General features: G+C 64.1%; 14 protein-coding genes. 1 reads left to right on the top strand and 13 read right to left on the bottom strand.

Features of this window, described 5'->3' with window-relative positions:
* Nucleotides 1–103: 103 nt before the first annotated feature.
* The 3 genes from S7S_RS01070 to S7S_RS01060 all read right to left on the bottom strand — a co-directional run bounded on the left by S7S_RS01070 (nt 104) and on the right by S7S_RS01060 (nt 4,178).
* On the bottom strand, nt 104–1,309 hold the full coding sequence (locus tag S7S_RS01070) for a class I SAM-dependent rRNA methyltransferase (RefSeq protein ID WP_008736119.1): 1,206 nt from the start codon (nt 1,307–1,309) through the stop codon (nt 104–106).
* A 70-nt stretch (nt 1,310–1,379) separates the two neighbouring features.
* Nucleotides 1,380–1,796, bottom strand: coding sequence for a YybH family protein (locus S7S_RS01065; RefSeq protein ID WP_008736117.1), 417 nt, complete (start codon nt 1,794–1,796; stop codon nt 1,380–1,382).
* Nucleotides 1,797–1,904: 108 nt separating this feature from the next.
* Nucleotides 1,905–4,178, bottom strand: coding sequence for a nitric-oxide reductase large subunit (locus tag S7S_RS01060; protein WP_008736114.1), 2,274 nt, complete (start codon nt 4,176–4,178; stop codon nt 1,905–1,907).
* A 224-nt stretch (nt 4,179–4,402) separates the two neighbouring features.
* Here S7S_RS01060 and S7S_RS01055 point away from each other — a divergent pair, with 224 nt between their 5' ends.
* Entirely contained in the window at nt 4,403–5,578 is a 1,176-nt protein-coding gene (locus S7S_RS01055) for an NnrS family protein (RefSeq protein WP_041025841.1), read from the top strand.
* Between the two features lie 6 nt (nt 5,579–5,584).
* Here S7S_RS01055 and S7S_RS01050 read toward each other — a convergent pair whose 3' ends face one another.
* The 10 genes from S7S_RS01050 to S7S_RS01005 all read right to left on the bottom strand — a co-directional run bounded on the left by S7S_RS01050 (nt 5,585) and on the right by S7S_RS01005 (nt 19,926).
* Nucleotides 5,585–6,046 carry an RrF2 family transcriptional regulator gene (locus tag S7S_RS01050; RefSeq protein ID WP_008736111.1) on the bottom strand — a complete coding sequence of 154 codons (462 nt, stop codon included), beginning with the start codon at nt 6,044–6,046 and terminating at the stop codon, nt 5,585–5,587.
* Nucleotides 6,047–6,113: 67 nt separating this feature from the next.
* Entirely contained in the window at nt 6,114–6,854 is a 741-nt protein-coding gene (locus S7S_RS01045) for a ZIP family metal transporter (RefSeq protein ID WP_008736109.1), read from the bottom strand.
* Between the two features lie 26 nt (nt 6,855–6,880).
* Nucleotides 6,881–7,426 carry a DUF4256 domain-containing protein gene (locus tag S7S_RS01040; protein WP_008736108.1) on the bottom strand — a complete coding sequence of 182 codons (546 nt, stop codon included), beginning with the start codon at nt 7,424–7,426 and terminating at the stop codon, nt 6,881–6,883.
* Between the two features lie 74 nt (nt 7,427–7,500).
* Complete coding sequence (gcvPB, locus tag S7S_RS01035) at nt 7,501–8,979, bottom strand: aminomethyl-transferring glycine dehydrogenase subunit GcvPB (protein ID WP_008736106.1); 1,479 nt, start codon at nt 8,977–8,979, stop codon at nt 7,501–7,503.
* Nucleotides 8,976–10,334, bottom strand: a complete 1,359-nt coding sequence (gcvPA, locus tag S7S_RS01030; protein ID WP_008736104.1) for an aminomethyl-transferring glycine dehydrogenase subunit GcvPA — start codon at nt 10,332–10,334, stop codon at nt 8,976–8,978. The genes gcvPB and gcvPA overlap by 4 nt, the downstream gene beginning before the upstream one ends.
* A 67-nt stretch (nt 10,335–10,401) precedes the next feature.
* On the bottom strand, nt 10,402–10,794 hold the full coding sequence (gcvH, locus tag S7S_RS01025; RefSeq protein WP_008736102.1) for a glycine cleavage system protein GcvH: 393 nt from the start codon (nt 10,792–10,794) through the stop codon (nt 10,402–10,404).
* A gap of 57 nt (nt 10,795–10,851) precedes the next feature.
* Nucleotides 10,852–11,931 (bottom strand): glycine cleavage system aminomethyltransferase GcvT, encoded by a 1,080-nt coding sequence (gene gcvT, locus S7S_RS01020; RefSeq protein WP_008736099.1) that lies wholly within the window; start codon nt 11,929–11,931, stop codon nt 10,852–10,854.
* A 136-nt stretch (nt 11,932–12,067) separates the two neighbouring features.
* Nucleotides 12,068–15,238, bottom strand: a complete 3,171-nt coding sequence (locus S7S_RS01015) for an Ig-like domain-containing domain (RefSeq protein WP_008736097.1) — start codon at nt 15,236–15,238, stop codon at nt 12,068–12,070.
* A 13-nt stretch (nt 15,239–15,251) separates the two neighbouring features.
* Entirely contained in the window at nt 15,252–16,625 is a 1,374-nt protein-coding gene (locus S7S_RS01010) for an outer membrane protein transport protein (protein WP_008736095.1), read from the bottom strand.
* 322 nt (nt 16,626–16,947) lie between these two features.
* Nucleotides 16,948–19,926 carry an Ig-like domain-containing domain gene (locus tag S7S_RS01005; protein WP_008736093.1) on the bottom strand — a complete coding sequence of 993 codons (2,979 nt, stop codon included), beginning with the start codon at nt 19,924–19,926 and terminating at the stop codon, nt 16,948–16,950.
* Between the last annotated feature and the right edge of the window lies 1 nt (nt 19,927).

The raw sequence follows: 19,927 nt of genomic DNA, 5'->3' as shown, positions 1-19,927 counted from the left end.
ACGCACAGAAAATACCCGCGCAGGCGGCACGCCGCGCAGGGATCATGAAATAGGGAGAGGAAGGAAACGGGGGAGGGCGCCCGACACCGGACGCCCGGATCAATCAGCCGTTCATCAGCACGCGCACGAACCAGCTTTTCAGATAACGGGTTTCCGGAATGGCCGGATGCACCGGGTGATCTTCTGCCTGGCCTTCGCTGGCAAAGACCTGCACAAAGCGGTCGATGTGCCGCGCACTGGAACGCACCACGTCCAGCAGCTGGTCCGCCGGCAAATGCATCGAGCAGGACGCCGACACCAGGATGCCGCCTGGCGCCACCAGCCGCAACGCCAGTTCGTTGATGGCGTGATAGCCGGCGATGCCGTTCTTGAGATCCTTGCGGCGCTTGATGAACGCGGGCGGATCAATAATCACCACGTCGAAGCGCTCGCCTGCACCGATCAGTTCCTTCATGCCGGCGAACGCATCCGCATGCAGCGTCTGTACCTTGTCCGCCACATTATTGGCCTGCGCGTTGCGGTGCACGTATTCCAGCGCGGTTTCCGAGGAATCCAGGCACACCACATCGCGGGCGCCTTCGCGCGCAGCGAGCACGCCCCAGGCACCGCAGTAGGCGAATACGTCCAGCACGCGCGCGTCTTTGACCAGCGGCCCGAGGCGGCGGCGTGCGGCACGGTGATCATAAAACCAGCCTGTTTTCTGGCCCGCTTCCAGCGGCGCAAAATAGTCGGCGCCGTTTTCCGTCAGGCTCACTTCCTGCGGCAATTCACCCACCAGCGCGCGAGTGTACTGCGGCAGGCCTTCCAGTTCACGGATGCTGCTTTCATTGCGGGCGATCACCGCGCGGGCATCGTATTGGGTTTGCAGAATATGCGCGACCTGCTCCTGCACCCGCTCCATGCCGGCGGTCCCGGCCTGCAGCACAAACACGTCGCGGTAACGGTCGATCACCAGCCCCGGCAGGCTGTCCGCCTCGCCGAACACGGCGCGGTAGCATTGCTCCGGAAACAGCCGGTCGCGAAAACTGATCGCCTGCTCCAGCCGTTTCTTCAACAGCGAGGACGACAGCGCCTGTTCCGGGTTGCGGCTGATCAGCCGCGCACAGATCAGCGACTGCGGATTCACATAAGCGCGCCCCAGCGGCTTGCCGCGATGATCCTCGACCACGACTTCACTGCCCGGCTCCAGGCTCTTCAACGGTGTCTTGTCGATATCCACCTCGTTGGAATAAATCCACAGGTGGCCGGAACGCAGACGGCGTTCTTCACCGCGTTTCAGGCGCAGGCGGGCGGCGTGTTGCTCAGGCATGGCGGATCTCACGGTATACGGGTGGGGAAAAGCGCGGCAGCGCGCAGTGTAACCGGAAAACGCGCCGCCGTCAGTGCCGGCCCGGCCGGGCGGATTCGTGGTAATGAATGCCGCGCCAGCCCGCGCCGGTGCGCCGGAACAGCACGGTGTTGCGCCCCTGTGTCTGGAACGGCCCCGGCTCGCCGTGCATTTCCCCGACGAAACGGAACGTGAAGAAGGCATAGGCCGTGTCACCGAGCAGGTCGATGTCCAGGTCGCCGATCTGCATCAGCAGGACGCGGGAAAACAAGGTGGTCAGCCGTTGATAATAGGCCGCGATGGCCGGCCAGCCGCGCAGCGGCTCCGCGTGCTCGATGGGCGTGTAGATGATGTCCCGGTAGCCCTTGTCCCAGATGCGGGTCAGCAGGGCGGCATCCAGCGAGCGGAACCCTTCGGCGTAATCGTTGATCAGGCCCTCAATGGCGCGATGGTCATCGCCTGACGACATGGCGGCACTCCGGCGGCGAAACAGGTGCGGCAAGGCTGGCACCTCAGGCTTGGTTGAGGTCAAGCCGCATCCGCGGGCGCCGGCCTGGCCGGCGCCCGCGGGGCCGCCTCAGGCCACCGATTCGCTGCCCGGCGACACCGCCGCGCGCCAGGGGAACAGCAGGCCGGATACCACCTGCCAGGACACCGCCAGCGCGCCGAAGATGAACACCACGTCGCCGACGGTGCGTATCCAGCGCAGTGTTTGCAGAATGTCCTGCTGCATAAAGGCTTCGCTGCGGGCATACCACATGCCCTCGCTGACACTGGCGTGGAACTGGATCAGGCCGATCGGCAACAGGCTGGTGAACACCATCAGCACCAGGCCGCCATTGAGCAGCCAGAAACCGCTGCGCATCAGACGGTCATTGAATTGCAGTTGCGGGCGAATGTATCGCAGCACCAGCAGCACGAACCCCAGCGCCAGGAAACCGTACACACCGAACAGCGCGGAGTGGGCATGCACCGGCGTGGTATTCAGGCCCTGGATGTAATACAGCGAGATCGGCGGGTTGATCATGAAGCCGAACACGCCGGCGCCCAGCATGTTCCAGAACGCCACAGCGACAAAGCAGGCCAGCGGCCATTTCACCTGCGCCATCCAGGCGGCCCGCTCACGCAGCACACTGTGTTGCCAGGCTTCGTAGCCCAGCACCACCAGCGGCACCACTTCCAGCGCACTGAAGGTCGCGCCCACCGCCATCACCGGCGTGGTGGTGCCGGCAAAATACAGGTGGTGGAAGGTGCCGGGCACACCGCCGAGCAGGAACAGCGACGCCGATGCCAGGCTCGCCCCGGTGGCCACCGTGCGCGATACCAGCCCCATGTTGTAGAAAATGAAGGCCAGGGCCGTGGTGGCGAACACCTCGAAGAAACCTTCCACCCACAGATGCACGATCCACCAGCGCCAGTACTCCATGATCGACAGATGCGTGCGCTCGCCATAAAAGAAACCGGCGCCGTAGAACAGCCCGATCGCCACCACCGACGCCGTCAGCAGGGCCAGCAGGTGCTTGTCGCCGGGCTGGCGCATGGCCGGCACGATACCGCGCAGCATCAGCACCAGCCAGAACGCCACGCCGGTGAACTTGCCGATCTGCCAGAGACGGCCCAGGTCCACATATTCGTACCCCTGATGGCCGAGCCAGAAGTTCAGGTGCGGCGGCATGATCTGCGCGATGGCGAGGTAGTTGCCGATAAAGGAACCCACCACCACGACCACCAGCGCCCAGAACAGCACGTCCACGCCGAGTTTCTGGTATTTCGGGTCCTTGCCGCCGTTGATGATCGGTGCCAGGAACAGGCCGGCGGCCAGGAAGCCGGTGGCGATCCAGAACAGTGCGCTCTGGATATGCCAGGTGCGCAGCAGTGAATAGGGAAAATACGTGGACAGGTTAAAACCATAGAAGTGCTGCCCTTCGATGGTGTAGTGCGCTACCGCGCCGCCCAGAAAAACCTGGAAGGTAAACAGCGCCACCACCAGAAACAGGTACTTGCCGAGTGCGCGCTGGGAAGGCGTCAGCGACACCAGCGACAGCGGGTCTTGCGCCGGTGCCGGCGGATCCGCTTCGTCATGCCGGCGCAGGAACGCCCAGCCGAAAATCAGAAAACCGATGCCCGCCACCAGCAACACCACGCTGATGATCGACCAGACCACGTTTTCGGCGGTGGGTACGTTGTCGATCAATGGCTCGTGCGGCCAGTTGTTGGTGTAGGTGGCGCCGCTGTCCGGGCGCTCGGTGCCCGCGGCCCAGGCCGTCCAGAAGAAAAACTGCGTCAGCGCCTGCCGGCGGCTTTCGCTGGGCAGGGTGTTTTCTTTCATGGCGTAGCTTTGCCGCGTGCCGCGCAATTCGGGTGCGTTGCCGAACAGGTCGGCGTAATAGGCGGCCGTTTGCGCCATGGCCTGGGCGCGGCGTCCGGACACCACCAGCGTGCCGGTGGCCGCGTCATAGGTATTGGTCCGGTAGGCATCGCGCACCGCCTGCCGCAATATCACCTGCTGCTCGCTGTTCAATGCCTCATAGGGCTGGCCGTAGCGTTCCACGGCGGCCAGGTCCAGCCAGTGGACCAGTTCGCGGTGCAGCCAGTCGGCGCTCCAGTCCGGTGCCTGATAGGCGCCGTGCCCCCAGACCGAACCCAGTTGCATGCCGCCGGTGGATTGCCAGGCGCTCTGGCCGGACAGGATATCGTCCCGCGTCATCAGCAAGGTGCCGTCCCCGGTCACGACCCGCTCGGGAATCGGTGGAGCCTGGCGATATACCTCGGTACCGAAGTAGCCAAGCAGCGCGAACGTGACCGCCAGCACGGCAATCAGCGTCCACCAGAGTGTGCGGTAGTGGGCCATGATCGGGTCCTCTTTTGTTGATCCATGAACAGTGTTTCGGCAAGCGCCAGGAAGGCACAGAGAAAATACCCCCATAAACATGCATTATCAATACATGTTTTATTGCCGACCTCGCTTTTCACTGCTGCATGCACTCATCCGGGGTTGGTATTTCCAGTAAAGATGCATATAAAATGCATCTATCCATTAACCAGCATGCCGAAATGACACCGAGGCACCTTGTCATGGATCATGTTTTCCGTTCTTTGGCGCAATCGGTCACGACCCTTTTCGCGTTCCCGTTCCGCATCTTCTTTGTCTCCACCGCGCTGGCGGCCGCGGCGCTGGTGCCGCTGTGGTTATGGTGGCTGCTCGGTGGCGGCGGCGCGCCGGCCCTGCCGGCGCTGCTCTGGCATCAGCACGAGATGACGGTGGGCTTTCTCAATGCGGCGATCGCGGGTTTCCTGCTGACCGCCGTCTGCAACTGGACCGGCACGCCGCCGGTGGCCGGGCGCGCGCTGCTGGGCCTGTGGGCGTTGTGGCTCGGCGCCCGCCTGGGCCTGCTGTCCGGCCCCGCCTGGTACGGCGTGGCGGTGGCGATGGATCTCGCCTTTCTGCCGCTGGTGGCCCTGATCGTGGCACGGCGGGTATGGCGGGCACGGCAGCCCCGGCAGGCGTTGCCGATTGCCGTGCTGCTGGCGCTCTGGGGTCTGGATGCGGCTTTTCATGCCACCGGCGACGCGCGTTTTCTGCATGGGCTGGTGCTGCTCGCCGCCGTGCTGATCCTGGTCATCGGCGGGCGCATCACTCCGGCCTTCACCGCTAACTGGCTGCGTCAGCATGGCGACAGCCCGGACCGGGTGCGGCGCTACCTTCCGCTGGACATCGCCGGCCTGGGCGCGGGTGTGGCGGTGGTGGTGCTGGAGCTGACCGGCCAGGGCGGCCCGGCGGCCGGCGCCGTGGGGCTGCTGGCCGCGCTGGTGACGGGCGTGCGGCTGGCCGGCTGGGCCGGCTGGCGGGTGCGTCGGGAACCGCTGCTGTGGATCCTGCACCTGGGCCATGCCTGGCTGGTGCTCGGCTACATGCTGTGGGCTCTGGGCCGGCTTGGCGCGCCGGTGGCGCCCACGGCCTGGGTCCACGCGCTGGGCGCCGGTGCCATGGGCAGCATGATCCTCGGCGTCATCACACGGGTGTCGATGGGCCACACCGGCCGGCCGCTGCGCCTGCTGCCCGGCATGCTGTGGGGTTATCTGGCGATACTGGCCGCGGGCCTGCTGCGCGTGCTGGCGGGGCTGGGCGCGGTGCCCTGGCAGGGCAGCCTGTGGCTGGCGGCGGCGCTGTGGGTGCTGGCGTGGAGTGTGTTCCTGGTGCGCTATGTGCCGGTGCTCGCGGCGCCGCGTGCGGACGGGCGGCCCGGCTGAGGCGGGTTATTTCGCCGGCCGGGGCGTGGCGTCGGTGACCACCGGCAGCAGGTCGCGGCGCAGGGTGCGCTTGCGGCTGATCAGGTCGGCCAGGGTGTAGCTGTCGAGCACGTCGAGAAACGCCTCCAGCGCTTCGCTGAATGCCGTGCGCAACACACAGTGCGGCGTCAGCACGCAGGCATTGCGATCGCCAAAACATTCCACCAGGCTCATGCTCGCTTCCGTGTGGCGGATCACTTCACCGACATTGATCTCTGCCGGCTTGCGCGCCAGGCGCAGACCGCCGTGCTTGCCGCGCAGTGTTTCCACGTAACCCAACTGGCCGAGCTGGTGCACCACTTTGACGATGTGGTTGCGGGAAATACCGTAGCTTTCCGAGATGGCGCTGATGGTGCTGAGTTCTTCGGCCTGTATACCCAGGTAGATCAGCACGCGCAGGGAATAATCGCTGTATTGCGTCAGTTTCATGGCACCAGGCCCGTAGCGTGACCGGAAGGCGACAGTATAGCGGCACCGCCGGACGCTGGCGCGCCAACTACACGAGATGCGACAGCACAAACGCCGTGACGAATCCCGTTGCCGTGATCAGGCCCGCCGCGTTGTGCGTTGCATCAAACGCCTCGGGAATCATGGTGTCGGCGATCATCGCCAGCATGGCGCCCGCCGCCACCCCCTGCGCCACCGCCACATATTCCGGCGGCGCCGTATCGAACAGCGCATAACCCGCCAGCGACCCCATGCCGCACAGCAGCGCGATCACACTCCACAGGCCGAACACATACCGCTTCGACAGGCCGGAGCGTTTCATGCCCACCGCGCTGGACATGCCCTCCGGCACATTGGACAGGAAAATCGCGGCGACAATCGGCAGCGACACCGAGCCGCCATCCAGCAGGCTCAGGCCAATCACCATCGATTCCGGAATACCGTCAAAGACTGACCCCAGCGCGATGGCCAGCGCCGCCGCCCCTCCGGCACCAGCAACCCCGGCGGACCGCTTGCGATGTCGCGCACCGCTGGCGGCCAGCATCAGGGTACCGGCCGTGAATGCCACCGCACCCGCAAGAAAACCCGTCACCGACGGCAGCAACCCGCCACTGTGCAGCGCCTCCTCCATCAGTTCAAAGGCGATGGCGGACACCAGCACACCGGAACCGAACGCCATGACAGCAGCGGTGATCCTTGCCGAAGGCGAGGCAAACCAGCCCAGCAGCGCCCCCACCAGCAGAGAGCTGCCGGCCAGCAGGCCCCAGAGCAGTGCGGGAAGCATGTCCATGGGCTCTCCCTTGCACAGAAAAGTGGTTATACCCTCAACAATCCCCGAAATCCCCTTACCGCATAATACGACTGCGCGCCATTATGATAGACAAACACCGTGTCATAACGGCGGTCACAGAACAGCGCTCCGCCCTGTTTGCGTATCGCCTCGGGCGTCTGGATCCAGCTGGATGTCTTCGTGTCAAATTCGCCCAGCTTTTGCAGCGCCCGGTACTGCACCTCGGTGAGGAGCTCAACGCCCATGGCGGATGCCATATCCATGGCGTTGTTTTTCGGCTTGTGTTCCTTCCTGGTATCCATCGCTTCACGGTCGTAGCAGATGCTGCGCCGTCCCTTCGGGGTTTCGGCAGAACAATCGCAGAACAGGTATTCATCTGTCTTTTTGTCATAACCGATCACATCCGGCTCGCCGCCGGTGGATTCCATTTCATTGAGCGACACGAGCTTTTTTTCATTGCCTTTGAGCTTCGCTTCAATCTTTTCCCACTGAAGGCCTTTGTGCCGGCCCTTGTTTTTCTCGAAACGGGATGCCAGGACCGCCAGCAATGCTGTTTTTTGTTGTGCGTTCATGTCATTGCCTCATGATCATCGTTGCCACCGCCCTCGCGGCACATAGCAAAAGCCCGGCATCGCCGGGCTTTCGTTCACGCTGTGTCTTTCCAGATAAGGTCCAGTTCCCTGGCCGCCTTTACATCGTCCAGCCTTCGCACCGGCTGGGTATAGGGCGCACCTTTTAACAGGTCCGGATTCTCCTTTGCCTCGGCCAGGATCTTCACCATGGCGTCGACAAATTCATCCAGCGCTTCTTTGGTTTCGGTTTCCGTCGGCTCGATCAGGAAGCACTCCGGCACCAGCAGCGGGAAGTAGGTGGTGGGCGCGTGCTGGTTGTAGTCCAGCAGGCGCTTGGCGATATCCATCGCCGAGACGCCCAGTTCTTTCGCTTCTTTGGCGAAGGTGAGAATGAACTCGTGGCTGGCGCGGCGCTTGGGGTAGGCCGGTGTGCAACCGATGGCTTCCAGGCGCTTGAGCAGGTAGTTGGCCGCCAGGGTGGAGTATTCGCCGACGCGGATCATGCCTTCGCGGCCCAGCACGCGGGCGTAGAAGTAGGCGCGCAGCAGCACACCGGCATTGCCCATGAAGGCGGACAGGTGGCCGATGCTTTGTGGCAGGTCGTTCTGGTCCAGCCAGCGATACGTGTTGCCGTCTTTGCCAACGATCGGTGTCGGCAGGAACGGCGTCAGACGCTCGCTGACACCCACCGGGCCGGCACCGGGACCACCGCCGCCGTGCGGCGTGGCGAAGGTCTTGTGCAGGTTCATGTGGATGACGTCGAAGCCCATGTCGCCCGGCCGCACTTTGCCGAGAATCGCATTCAGGTTGGCGCCATCGTAATACAGCAGGCCGCCGGCTTCGTGCACGGTTTTCGCGATGGCGTCGATCTGTCGCTCGAACACACCGCAGGTGGACGGGTTGGTCATCATCAGGCCGGCGGTCTGCGGGCCGCAGGCGGCCTTGAGCGCTTCCAGGTCCACGTCGCCGTCTTTGTTCACCGGCACTTCGCGCACTTTGTAGCCGCACATGACCGCGGTGGCGGGGTTGGTGCCGTGGGCCGCTTCCGGGATCAGGATTTCGGTGCGGGCATCGTCGTTGCGGGCTTCGTGGTAGGCGCGGATCATCGCCACACCGGCGAACTCGCCCTGGGCGCCGGCCATCGGCGTGAGGGACACGCCTTTCATGCCGGTCACTTCTTTCAGGAATTCCTGCAGCTCGAACATGCAGGCCAGGAAACCCTGGCTGTGGCTTTCCGGGGCCAGCGGGTGGCGGCCGAGAAAGCCTGGCAGCATCGCCGCGCGGTTGGCGCCACGCGGGTTGTATTTCATGGTGCAGGAGCCGAGCGGGTAGAACTGCTTGTCGATGGCGAAGTTGCGCGTCGACAGATTGGTGTAGTGGCGCACCACCTGCAATTCGGACACTTCCGGCAGGCCCGGCTTCTGTTGGCGGCGCAGCGCGGCGGGAATGTCCGCCAGCGCCTCGGCGGGCAGGGCTTTCGGCGATTGGGCGCTGGCACGGCGGCCGGGGCGCGACAATTCGTAGATCAGTTGATGATTCAGTGTCTCGCTCATGCCAGCACCTCCTTCAGTGCCGCCGCGTAGGCATCAAGATCGGCCTCGACGCGGGTTTCGGTGGCGCAGATCAGCACACAGTCGGCCAGCTCGGGGTAATCCTGGCCGAGATCGTAACCGCCGAGAATATTGCGCTGCGCCAGCGCGGCCAGCACGTCGGCGGCCTTGCGCGGCAGGCGCAGCACCGCTTCGTGAAACACCGGCGCGCTGAAGACTTCGCTCACACCGTTGACCGCCGTCAGCTTGCTGACCAGCGCGCGTGTGTTGGCGTGGCAGTGCGCGGCGACGGCCTCCAGGCCATCCGGCCCGAGCAGCGAGGCGTAAATGGTGGCGGCGGTCATCGCCAGCCCCTGGTTGGTGCAGATGTTCGAGGTCGCCTTGGAGCGGCGGATATGCTGCTCACGCGCCTGCAAGGTGAGCGTAAAGCCCGGCTTGCCTTCCAGGTCGACGGTGCGGCCGATGATGCGCCCCGGCATCTGGCGGATGTGTTGCTGTTTGCAGCACATGAAACCGAAGTAAGGGCCGCCGGAGGACAACGGCACACCCAGCGGCTGGCCCTCGCCGACGACGATATCGGCACCCTGCGTGCCCCACTCGCCCGGCGGCGCCAGCAATGCCAGCGAGGTCGGGTTGGTGACGGCGATCACCAGCAGATTGTTGGCGTGCGCCCAGTCGGTCAGCGCATGCACATCTTCCAGTGCGCCGAAGAAGTTCGGTTGCTGGATCACCAGCGCGGCAAAATCTTCTCCCGCAAACGGCGCCAGGGCCTCGACGGCGGTCAGGCCGGCGGCGCTGTCGAACGGCACGGACACCAGCTCGACATTCTGGTTGGAGCAGATGGCGTCGGTGGCCTGGCGGTAACGCGGGTGCACGGTCTGCGGCACCAGCACACGGCTGGATTTTGATTTGCGGTTGGCCCGCAACGCCATCAGCACCGCTTCGGACAGGCCGGACGCGCCGTCGTACACGGAGGCATTGCTGGCGTCCATGCCGGTCAGGCGCGCCATCAGCGTCTGGTATTCGTAGATGGTCTGCAGCGTGCCCTGGCTCGCCTCGGCCTGGTACGGCGTGTAGGCGGTGTAGTATTCGCCGCGCGTGGCGATTTCCCATACCGCCGCCGGAATGTGGTGCTCGTAGGCACCGGCGCCGATAAAGCACAGTGCGCCGGCATCCTGGCGGGCGCGGGCGGCCATCAGGGCGGTGGCTTCCATTTCCGACAGGCCGTCGGGCAGGGCTTCGAGCTTGCCGGCCTTCAGGTGGGCGGGAATTTCATCGAACAGGTCCTCGATACTGTTGGCGCCAATGGCAGCCAGCATCGCCTGGACATCGTCCTCGGTATGGGGAATGTACGGCATATCGCTGTCTTCGCTGGGGTTCGGGGCTCACCCGCGCGAGGGCGGGTGAGCGGGCGGGCAATGCAGATCAGTCTTCGCTTTCAAGCTGCTCGCGGTATTCATCGGCGCTGAGCAGTTCATCCAGGTCGGCCTTGTCGTTGATGCGCAGGCGGAACAGCCAGCCGTCACCGTAGGGGTCCTGGTTGACCAGTTCCGGGGTGTCTTCCAGGGCGTCGTTGACGGCGACGATTTCGCCGGACACCGGGGCATAGATGTCAGAGGCCGCTTTGACGGATTCCACCACGCCGGCTTCGTCGCCGGTTTCCAGCTTCTGGCCCACTTCCGGCAGTTCCACGAACACCAGATCGCCCATGGCGTCCTGGGCGTGGTCACTGATACCCACATACGCGGTGCCGTCATCCTCAAGACGGATCCACTCGTGGCTGGCGGCGTAACGCAACTCCGGACGAATATCGCTCATGGCTGTTGTCCCTTGTAATCCCTGATGTTGATTAAACGGCTCGCAGCAGTTGCACAACTACTGCTGTGTGTAGACGGTCTTGCCATTGCGCACGAACGGCGGCCGCACGATCTGGACCGGCAGCCGTTTGTTGCGAATTTCCACCTCTGCCATGCCGGTGCTGCCGGCCGGCACACGGGCCAGTGCGATGGAGACGCCCAGGGTCGGCGAGAAGGTGCCGCTGGTGATCTCGCCTTCGCCGGCGCCGGTGATGACTTTCTGGTGCGCGCGCAGCACACCTTTTTCCTGCAGGATCAGGCCAACCTGCACGCTGTGGCCTGCGGCCTGTTGCTGCACCAGGGCGGCGCGGCCGATGAAGTCACGCTCGCCGTCAAAACTCAGTGTCCAGCCCATGCCGGCTTCGAGCGGACTGACCGCTTCGTCCATGTCGTTGCCGTAGAGATTCATGCCCGCTTCCAGGCGCAAGGTGTCACGTGCCCCCAGGCCGCAGGGGCGGATGCCCGCTTCCATCAGCTGCACCCACAGCACCACGGCGTCATCGCCTGGCAGGATGATTTCCACGCCGTCTTCGCCGGTGTAGCCGGTACGGGCGATCATCCAGTCGCCGTCTTCGGCAAAGGCGAACACTTTCAACTCGTTGATGATTTCGCCACGGCGGCCGTTGAGCAGGCCGGCCAGGGTCGCCCGGGCGGTCGGGCCCTGGATGGCCAGCATGGCCAGCTCCGCGCGCTCGGTGAGCGTCACCTCAAAACCTTCGGCCTGCAGCGTCATCCAGTTCAGGTCTTTTTCGCGGGTGCCGCAGTTCACCACCAGGCGGTAATCCTGCTCACGGCGGTAGACGATCAGGTCGTCGATCACGCCGCCGTCCGGGTTGAGCATGGCCGAATACAGCGCGCGGCCGACCGGTATACGGTCAACGTCGTTGGCCAGCAGGTGGCGCAGCCAGTCTCGGGCGCCGGGGCCGGCCACGTCCACCACGGTCATGTGCGATACATCGAACACCCCGGCGCTGTGGCGCACGGCATGGTGCTCTTCCAGCAGCGAGCCGTAGTGCACCGGCATGTCCCAGCCGCTGAAATCGACCATGCGGGCATTCTGGTCCAGGTGCCGGTCGTAAAGGGGGGTGCGGTGTCCCATGCGCGTTCCTGCGGCGACGTCATCAGTGCCGCGCATTCTACATGAGATGACGGGGGTGGTCATAGGCGGGGAGGCGACTGGCCGGACACCCGTGCCAGCCGGCCAGGGCCGGATGACACGGGGTTTTCAGGGCAGCTCAGCGTTTCACTGCTCCGGAGATGTAGTTCAGGTTGGTGCCGCCGGCCGGGATGATCAACTGCACCTCGGCGTCCAGAACGCCCAGCGCGCTCAGCTCCACGTTCAGCGGCACATCGAACTCGTTGAACTGCTCGATCTGCATACGGCCATCGTCGTAGAAAGTGATCGGCCCGCGCAGACTCAGGGCAAAGCCGTAGCTGCGCTGGTTGTGGGTCAGCGGGATCGCCAAGAGGTCGTTGATGGCGGGCGGTTGCGGCAGGCCGAGCAGGCCACCGAGCGTGCCGAGCAGGTTGTCGACGATGCCGAGCAGGTCGCCCAGCGGCGCCGGCAGGATCTTCACCATCGGGTTGAGCTGCGGCGAATCCAGGTACAGGTTCAGGCTGGTGGTGAATTCCGGCCCGTTATTGCCTTCGATGATCCAGCCCGGCACCAGCCCGTGCTCACCCTCCCCGCACGCTGCAATGGCAGCCGAGTGAGGCGGGTTTGGCGCGCCGCCGCTGCGCGCATCGCAGGTGGCGCGCATGCGCATGGTCTGCGGCCCGGTGCTGGCCGGGTCAGCCTCGCCGATGGCGGCGTCGGCATAGACCACCACGTTGGTGGTCTGCAGCGCGGTCGGGTACAGGTACACCAGCACGCCGCCATTGCTGACCACTTCCGGCGGCAGCGACGGGTCGGTCAGGTCCAGCTCATCCGGGCTGCGATAGCCGACGACATCGGCGTTCAGGGTACCGGTGAGGTAAATGTATTTGTCACGCGGACACTCTTCACCCGGCTCACAGCCTACTTCGGCGGCGGTGACCGCCCCGCCGGCACCGGTCACTTCCAGGCGGGCGCCATTGGCGGTCAGCACCGGGTTGTCCACGGCGTTGTCTTCATCCGGGTCACGCACAGTATTGCTGTTCACGTCAGCCGTGGGCAGGTTGCCCAGCGGCTGGCGCACCCAGCGGGTGGCCGGCGCGCCACGGAAGTAGATTTCCAGGTTCGGGCCGCCGCCATCCAGTGTCGGCGCCTGGGCAACCGTCTGGGCCAACACGCGGGTTTTCAGCGGCAGGCCGGCCTCGGAGCAGATCATGCTGCCAGGGGTGCAGGCGTTGCCCTGGATATTGCCGTTGGAGGCCAGCGTGTAGCGGTACAGCACGCCCTCTTCCCAGGGCGCATCCGGGATGAAGCGCATTTCACGCGCCCACAGGGCAAGGCGCCCCGGCACATCGCCCAGTGCGGTGCCATTTGCGTCCACGCGCTCCACACGCACGCTCTGGCCGAGCACAAAGCTGTCCTGGTTCATGACCTGCGAGAAGCGCACCTCGATGTCGCGGTTGGCTGGCATGGATGGCAGGCGCAGGCGATCATCGGTGGCCATGCCGCCAAGGCAATAACCGGCGTTGTCGTTGGCCAGGTCCCGCGCGGTGGTCACGCAGGGGAAGCCCGGGTAGGTGGTCAACGGCAACGGCGAGGCGGCCGGGCCCTCTGCATAGGTGGGCATGATGAACGACACCGTCTGCGCGTCCAGGGCGTTGCCGGCGAGATCGGTGATGGCGTTGCCCAGGGTCACGGCATAGGTGCGGCCGTAGTCCTGGTCGGTGCGAAGCACCAGCGCCACGCCATCCAGATAATGATCAAACGCCACCGGCACGCCGTCTTCGGTGACGGTGATCTGGCCGTCCAGGCTGTTCGGGTCCAGCGGCTCGTCAAAGTGCAGCACGATCGGGTCACCCGGGCGCTGCTTGTCGCTGTTCTCCTGGAACGGGCTGGCGCCGGGCATCCAGGATTGCAGTTGCGGCGGTGTGGTGTCCTCGGGCTGTGGCGGCGCGTTGAGCTGGTCGTCATACGCTTCCATGCGGAAGCTGAGTGTGCCGAAGGCGGTTTCCAGGCCCAGCACTTCGCTTTCCACCACCGTCAGCGCATCGGCCACCAGTACGCCATCCTCGACGATGGCCTGGCCGATCAGTTCCAGATGCAGCACATCCTGGTTGAACGCGGCGTTGGCCTGCGGCGTGGCCGTGGCAATGGCGATGTCCATGAACACCCGCAGTTGCCGGGGGGCGTCCTCGGCGGTGCTGTAGGGGTTCGGCAACAGGTAGCCGGTGGCATCGGAAACGAAACGCACCACCACCTCGCCAGAATCGAAACCGGCCGGGACGACGCCGCCGATATTGACTTCCAGCGCATCACCGGCCAGCAGGCTGCCGCGCGGAATACGCAGTGGCGTCGCATCGGGGAAATTCGGCACAAACGCCAGTTCGTTGTAGATGTCGCCCTGCTGTTGCGACTGGGTTTCGTCGCCGAGCAGGGTGGCGATCACCGGCACCAGATTGATGGTTTCGCCGGTGAGCTGTGACGGCTCGCCGGTGGCCGGCGCGCGCAGCACCATGGTTTCCCGTGGCGTGGTATCGCCCGGCAGGAAATGATAGGTGAAGCCACCATCGAACGGCGCCTGCAGTGCTGCGTCGTACAGGCTGGTGACATTGCCACTGAAGCGCAGTGTGTAGCGCGTGCCGGCGGTGAGATCCTCCAGTGGGTCGATGGTCAGGAAGCGCCCTTTGGCCAGCACGGTGGCCGGCACCAGGGTGCCGGCCGCATCTTCCAGCGCCAGGCTGTCACCGTAGACGATACTGGCGGTATCGATCGGCTGGCTGAACTGGAAGCGCAAGGTGGAGAAATCCAGCAGTGGCAGCGTATCGCCGTCCGGGAACATGCCCGTCAGGACAAACTGGTCACTGGAGACGCGCAGCGACTTCGGCCCCTTGTCGGCCAGGCGCGTGGTGAACTCGAAGCCGTTGCCGGGAATGCTGATCGGACCGGCCTCGCCCTGCAGGCCCGTCACATCCAGCCGGTAGGTGGTGCCGAACGCCAGCGGTGCCTGCGGGCGCACCACCAGGCTCTGGTCATCGCTGACCAGTTCCAGATCGATCGGTACGTCATCACCATCGCGGCTCAGGCGCACATTACTGTCGTCCAGGCTGTCGCCATTGACCACGGGTTTTGACAGACGCAGCACCAGCGGTGCGTGCACAGACACCCCGTCCTGGCCGGCGTCGGGATAGGTATAGAACAGCTCGCCGCCAGGATTGTTGCCGGGGAAGGTGACCCGTTGGGAACCGTCACCGCCACAGCCGGTCAGCCACAGGCCGGCCAACAGCAACGGCAGATAGCGCGTTATTGTTTTCATGATGCCGTCCTCCTCAGAACTTCAGCGTGACGGAGCCGGCAAATACATGCACGTCCCCGTCGGCGGTGATCGTTTCATACGGATTGTTCGGTTCACTGCTGCGGCTCAGGTCAAAATCACGGTCACGCAGCATGTGATACTGGTAGCCAAAATCCAGCCGCATGGGGAATGCGAGGATCGGCGGGTTCTTGATTTCCAGGCTGCCACCGAGGCCGAACACGTAACGGTCGTTGTCAAAGTAATTCACATCCAGTGACTCGCGGTTTTCCAGCGGTGACTTTTCGTAGGCCACGCCTGTGGTCACGGAGATGATGTCGGACACCTGATAGGTGATACCCAGGCGCGGGATCACGATGTCCTCGAATTGCATATTGGCCTGGTTCTTGATCGTATCGCGCTCAAACTCTTCTTCCAGACGCGACCAGCGCTGCACTTCCGCGGCCAGCGCGATGCGTGCGCGGCCCCAGTTGTACAACAGGCCGGCGCTGATGATTTCCGGCTGGAAGGAATCCAGCGTCTGGATCGCCAGGTCCAGCCCCGGCGGCGGGATGGTGCCGGGGATCACGGCGTTCGCGCTGACCTTGGTGCGAGTATTGGAATAGCCCTTGTAGACCAGCGCCGTTTCAATCGGGTCCATCCAGCAGGGGGTCTGCGAACAGAAGGTTTCACCCCAGCGAATGTTGATGCCGACAATCGGCCGCATCACCGGCTTGGCTTTCACTTTCAGGCTTTCGGCGCTGGTTTCGCCGGCCAGGGTGCTGCGCGTGCGCATGCTTGCATCTGCATGCAGCGTAACGCGCAGCGAGGCGCCCACATCAATACCGCGCCACACGTTCATGCCGGCCCCCACATTCAGGAACAGTGGCTGGCGGCCGTAATTGAAGAACTGGCCTTCATCGGAGGTCTCCGAGGTAAAGGCGAGCATCTCCTGGCCAAATTCTTCAATGCCGGCCATGAAGCCGAGATACAGCGGCTTGTCATATTTGGTGATGGAGGAGATATCTGTCTTCAGGCCGATCAATACCTGTTGCGAAGGCGTGTCATCCAGCACATCGCCGCCGCTGCGCACGGGCGGATTGCTGCCGCCCTGGCTTTCCACCCGCAGTTCATGTTCGGCATGGAACAGGCCGCCGGTCAGTTCGCCGCGCTGGTCACGCGCCAGGTAGGCCGGGTTGTAGTAGGTCGCCGACACCTGGGTATTGAACATCGACATTGCCTGCGCGGACGCAATGTCCATCGGCAGGATGCCATAGGTGGTAGCCGTGTTGCCCATGTTCGCCACGGCCGGGACAACGGCACCCAGCAGCAGGCTCGCACAAGCGATGGTGGTCAGTGGTTGAGCAGCGCGGCGCACGGTGCCACGGCGGACGGATTCAATGGCTGACATCGGAGTCACTCCCTCTCGTTATTATCTGCCGCGCCATCTGTCGCAGGTATCGGCACAGAGCGAGTGCCGAAATCAGAGCGCGGTTGTGAGGGAGACTGACACGCCGTGCACGCCTGTTCAGCGGCAGATTATTAACCCCTGTCGCTTTCGTGTAAGGCCGTGCAATGAATTGTAATAACGCCAGCCGAATGGCCGGCGCTGTACTGGGAGTTTGGTATGGCAGGGAGTATCACGGCATCATTCGCTGGCATGAGTGTGCACGCCGGAATGTAACGGCTCCTTCCCCGGCACGCCGGAAAAGGAGCCGTCAGTTACATGGGTGTTACTGTTTCACCGGAGCACTGATGTAGGTCAGGTTCACACCGCCTTCCGGGATGCGCAGGTTCACACTGGCGGCGCCGCCGGCAATGCTCACGTTGATCGGCAATCCACCCAGGCTGACCTGTTCGATCTGCATGCGGCCGTCTTCCAGGAAGGTGATCGGCCCACTCAGACTCAAGCCGTCCAGCGGATAGCTCTTGAGGTTGTGCGACAAGCCCAGCGGCGGATGCAGGTATGGCGCATCCAGGTACAGGTCCAGCGATGTTTCGAACACCGGGCCCGTTGGGCCAGTACGAATCCAGCCGGGAATCGGCCGGGTGCGTTCGCCATTGTCATCCGGCGCGTAGCGCAACCGCATGACCTGCGGGCCGGTGGGAATTTCCTGCGAAATACCCAGGATAGTGGCGAACGTGCGAAGCGAAGAGGTCATCAGCAGCGTCGGATAGATATTCACCGCGATCGCGCCTTCTGCCTCATCCCAGCCCAGGATGTCCACATCCAGCGCCCCGGTGAGATAAATGAACTTCTCGCCCGGGCAGGTCTGCGGTGTGTTGCCAATACCCGAGAAGCCACAGCCGACGTTGACCTTGCCGACCAGGCCACCGCCGGACACTTCCAGTACCTGTGTGGCGTTCGCCGGTGTCGGGAAAACACCGCTGCCCGGCGGTTCTTCCACGGCGCCCTGCTCGCCGTCATCCAGCACAAAGTTGGCGTTCACATCGGCGGTCGGCAGGTTGGACAGTGTCTGCATTACGCTGTCAGTGACAGCCGTGCCACGGAAGTACACCTGCATCGGTGGCCCGCCGGCCAGAGCATCATTCTCGCGCAACATGGCCGTCTGCAGCGGGGCATTGAACACCGAACAGATGGCATTGGTGCCGCAGGTCGGCGAGCTATCGGAGGCCAGCACATACCGATACAGAACGCCCTCTTCCCATGCGCTGTCCGGCTCAAAGGTCACACCCCGCTCGGCAACGGACAGTGTGCCGGGCACCACGTCTTCACACACGCCACTGTTGTTCACCCGCTCGACCCGGAAGGTGCCGGTGTCACAGCTTTCGCCCAGCGTGATGCTGTCTGCATCCATGGATTGCGAGAAACGTACGCGGATGGCGCGGTTGGCGGGCAGCGAGGTGACCGGCAGGGCGTCACCGGCGGTGCCGGCTTCCTTGGTCACACAGGTGCCCTGGATATCATTGGCCAGGTCGGCGCTGCCACTTTCGATGGCACAGGGGAAGCCCGGATAGGCCGTCAGGGCAAACGGCGCGCGATCGCCGTTACCGATATAGGTGTCGGTACGGAAGGTGAGTGTTTCCGGCGCCAGGGTGTTGCCGGCCAGATCAGCGATCTGGTCACTCAGGGTGATTTCGTAATCGGTGTTATAGGCCAGGCCGCCCTGCGGGCGCAGCACCACGGAGGCACCGTCCAGGTACCAGCTCACGTCATCTGTGGCCGCGCCATTGATGCTGACACCGATGGCGCCTTCCAGCGTGGCAGGATCCAGGGCTTCACTGAAATTCAGAATCATCGGGTCGCCGCCTTTCACCTGGCGAAGACGATCCCCCGGCACCCAGGACTGCAGCGTCGGTGGTTCACTGTCGATCTCCGGCGCTGGCGCATTACCCTGATCGGCATACGCCTCCAGACGGAACGACAGCACGCCCCAGGCCTGCTCCAGACCCAGCACTTCCGGCTCGACCACACCGATGGCGTTGATCACCAACACGCCGTCTTCCACGATGGCGGTGCCGGCCAGTTCCAGGTGCAACAGGTCCTGGCTCAGTGCGCCATTGGCTTCCGGATTTTCTGCCGTCATCGCCACATCCATGAACAATTGCACATGGCGCGGGGAATCTTCCGCTTGCGTGTAGCGGTTCGGCAGCAGGAAACCGCTGGCGTCGGAGACGAAGCGCACACTGATTTCGCCGGTCTCAAATCCCGCCGGCACCTGGCCGGCGATGTCCACCGTTACCGAGGAACCACGCAGCAGCGATCCACGCGGCACACGCAGCGGCGTCACGTCCGGAAAGTTCGGCACGAACGCCAGCTCTGCATGCACGTCGCCCTGTTGCTGCGAGCTGGATTCATCCCCCAGCAGCAACGCATTCACCGGCACGCTGTTGATAGGGGCGCCGGTCAATGGCGAAAGAATGGTGCCGTCCTGCGAATCTGCGGCGCGTTGCACCAGAATTTCACGCGGCGCAGAATCCTTCGGCGTCCAGCTCAGGCTGGTTTCGGTGAACGGCTCATCGAACACGTTGCGCAACCCTGCACCGGCGGTGAATTGGTAGGTTTCACCCGGTGTCAGGTCTGCTGTCGGGTCCAGCGTCAGGTAGTGTCCTTTTACCAGGACCGCCGCCGGCACAAGCGTGCCGTCGCCATCGGTCAGCGACACCGTGTCGCCGTAACGCACACTCGCACGCGCCAGTGGCTGGCTGAACTGCACACGGAAGCTGGAGAAATCCATCACCGGCAGTACATCACCATCGGGAATAACCCGATTGATCACAAAGCCGCCGCTGTCATCCGGCGTCACCGTCATCGCGTCACGTCCGCCACGGATAGCCGCCCGGGTACGGAAATGGATGCCCTCCGCCGGTACGCGTGCCTCGCCTGCGCTGGTGTTCAACGTGCCAAGCACGATGCGATAGGCCGCCGCCGGATCGAGCGGGTTCAGCGGCGTCAGCACCAGGCTGCGTCCGTCGTCCACGGTGTCGGCGGTGAATGCCACGGGTTGATCCGCCGCGTCCAGAATCTGTACGGCATCACCCGGCGCGGTGTCGGTCAGTGCGTCCGAGAAACGCAGTGCCACCGGCGCGCGGGTGGACACTTCCTGTTGCGTGTCATAGGGAAAGCTGTATTCCAGCCGGGCATGGTCCCAGTTGTCTGTGCTGGTGCGCTGCGTGCTGCCGCCACCACAGGCGCTGACCAGCAATGTTGCCGCGAGCAACGCGGCGCAGCGTATGCTGTGCTTTGTCATA

The sequence above is a fragment of the Isoalcanivorax pacificus W11-5 genome (assembly GCF_000299335.2).
Classification (GTDB): Bacteria; Pseudomonadota; Gammaproteobacteria; order Pseudomonadales; family Alcanivoracaceae; genus Isoalcanivorax; species Isoalcanivorax pacificus.
Note: the sequence above shows the minus strand (reverse complement) of the source record. Positions and strands in the feature narration are given on the sequence as shown.

What these genes read in the sequence shown, in the direction of transcription:
- S7S_RS01070 (WP_008736119.1), bottom strand. Translation starts at nt 1,309, where the DNA reads ATGCCTGAGCAACACGCCGCCCGCCTGCGCCTGAAACGCGGTGAAGAA.
- S7S_RS01065 (WP_008736117.1), bottom strand. Translation starts at nt 1,796, where the DNA reads ATGTCGTCAGGCGATGACCATCGCGCCATTGAGGGCCTGATCAACGAT.
- S7S_RS01060 (WP_008736114.1), bottom strand. Translation starts at nt 4,178, where the DNA reads ATGGCCCACTACCGCACACTCTGGTGGACGCTGATTGCCGTGCTGGCG.
- S7S_RS01055 (WP_041025841.1), top strand. Translation starts at nt 4,403, where the DNA reads ATGGATCATGTTTTCCGTTCTTTGGCGCAATCGGTCACGACCCTTTTC.
- S7S_RS01050 (WP_008736111.1), bottom strand. Translation starts at nt 6,046, where the DNA reads ATGAAACTGACGCAATACAGCGATTATTCCCTGCGCGTGCTGATCTAC.
- S7S_RS01045 (WP_008736109.1), bottom strand. Translation starts at nt 6,854, where the DNA reads ATGGACATGCTTCCCGCACTGCTCTGGGGCCTGCTGGCCGGCAGCTCT.
- S7S_RS01040 (WP_008736108.1), bottom strand. Translation starts at nt 7,426, where the DNA reads ATGAACGCACAACAAAAAACAGCATTGCTGGCGGTCCTGGCATCCCGT.
- gcvPB (WP_008736106.1), bottom strand. Translation starts at nt 8,979, where the DNA reads ATGAGCGAGACACTGAATCATCAACTGATCTACGAATTGTCGCGCCCC.
- gcvPA (WP_008736104.1), bottom strand. Translation starts at nt 10,334, where the DNA reads ATGCCGTACATTCCCCATACCGAGGACGATGTCCAGGCGATGCTGGCT.
- gcvH (WP_008736102.1), bottom strand. Translation starts at nt 10,794, where the DNA reads ATGAGCGATATTCGTCCGGAGTTGCGTTACGCCGCCAGCCACGAGTGG.
- gcvT (WP_008736099.1), bottom strand. Translation starts at nt 11,931, where the DNA reads ATGGGACACCGCACCCCCCTTTACGACCGGCACCTGGACCAGAATGCC.
- S7S_RS01015 (WP_008736097.1), bottom strand. Translation starts at nt 15,238, where the DNA reads ATGAAAACAATAACGCGCTATCTGCCGTTGCTGTTGGCCGGCCTGTGG.
- S7S_RS01010 (WP_008736095.1), bottom strand. Translation starts at nt 16,625, where the DNA reads ATGTCAGCCATTGAATCCGTCCGCCGTGGCACCGTGCGCCGCGCTGCT.
- S7S_RS01005 (WP_008736093.1), bottom strand. Translation starts at nt 19,926, where the DNA reads ATGACAAAGCACAGCATACGCTGCGCCGCGTTGCTCGCGGCAACATTG.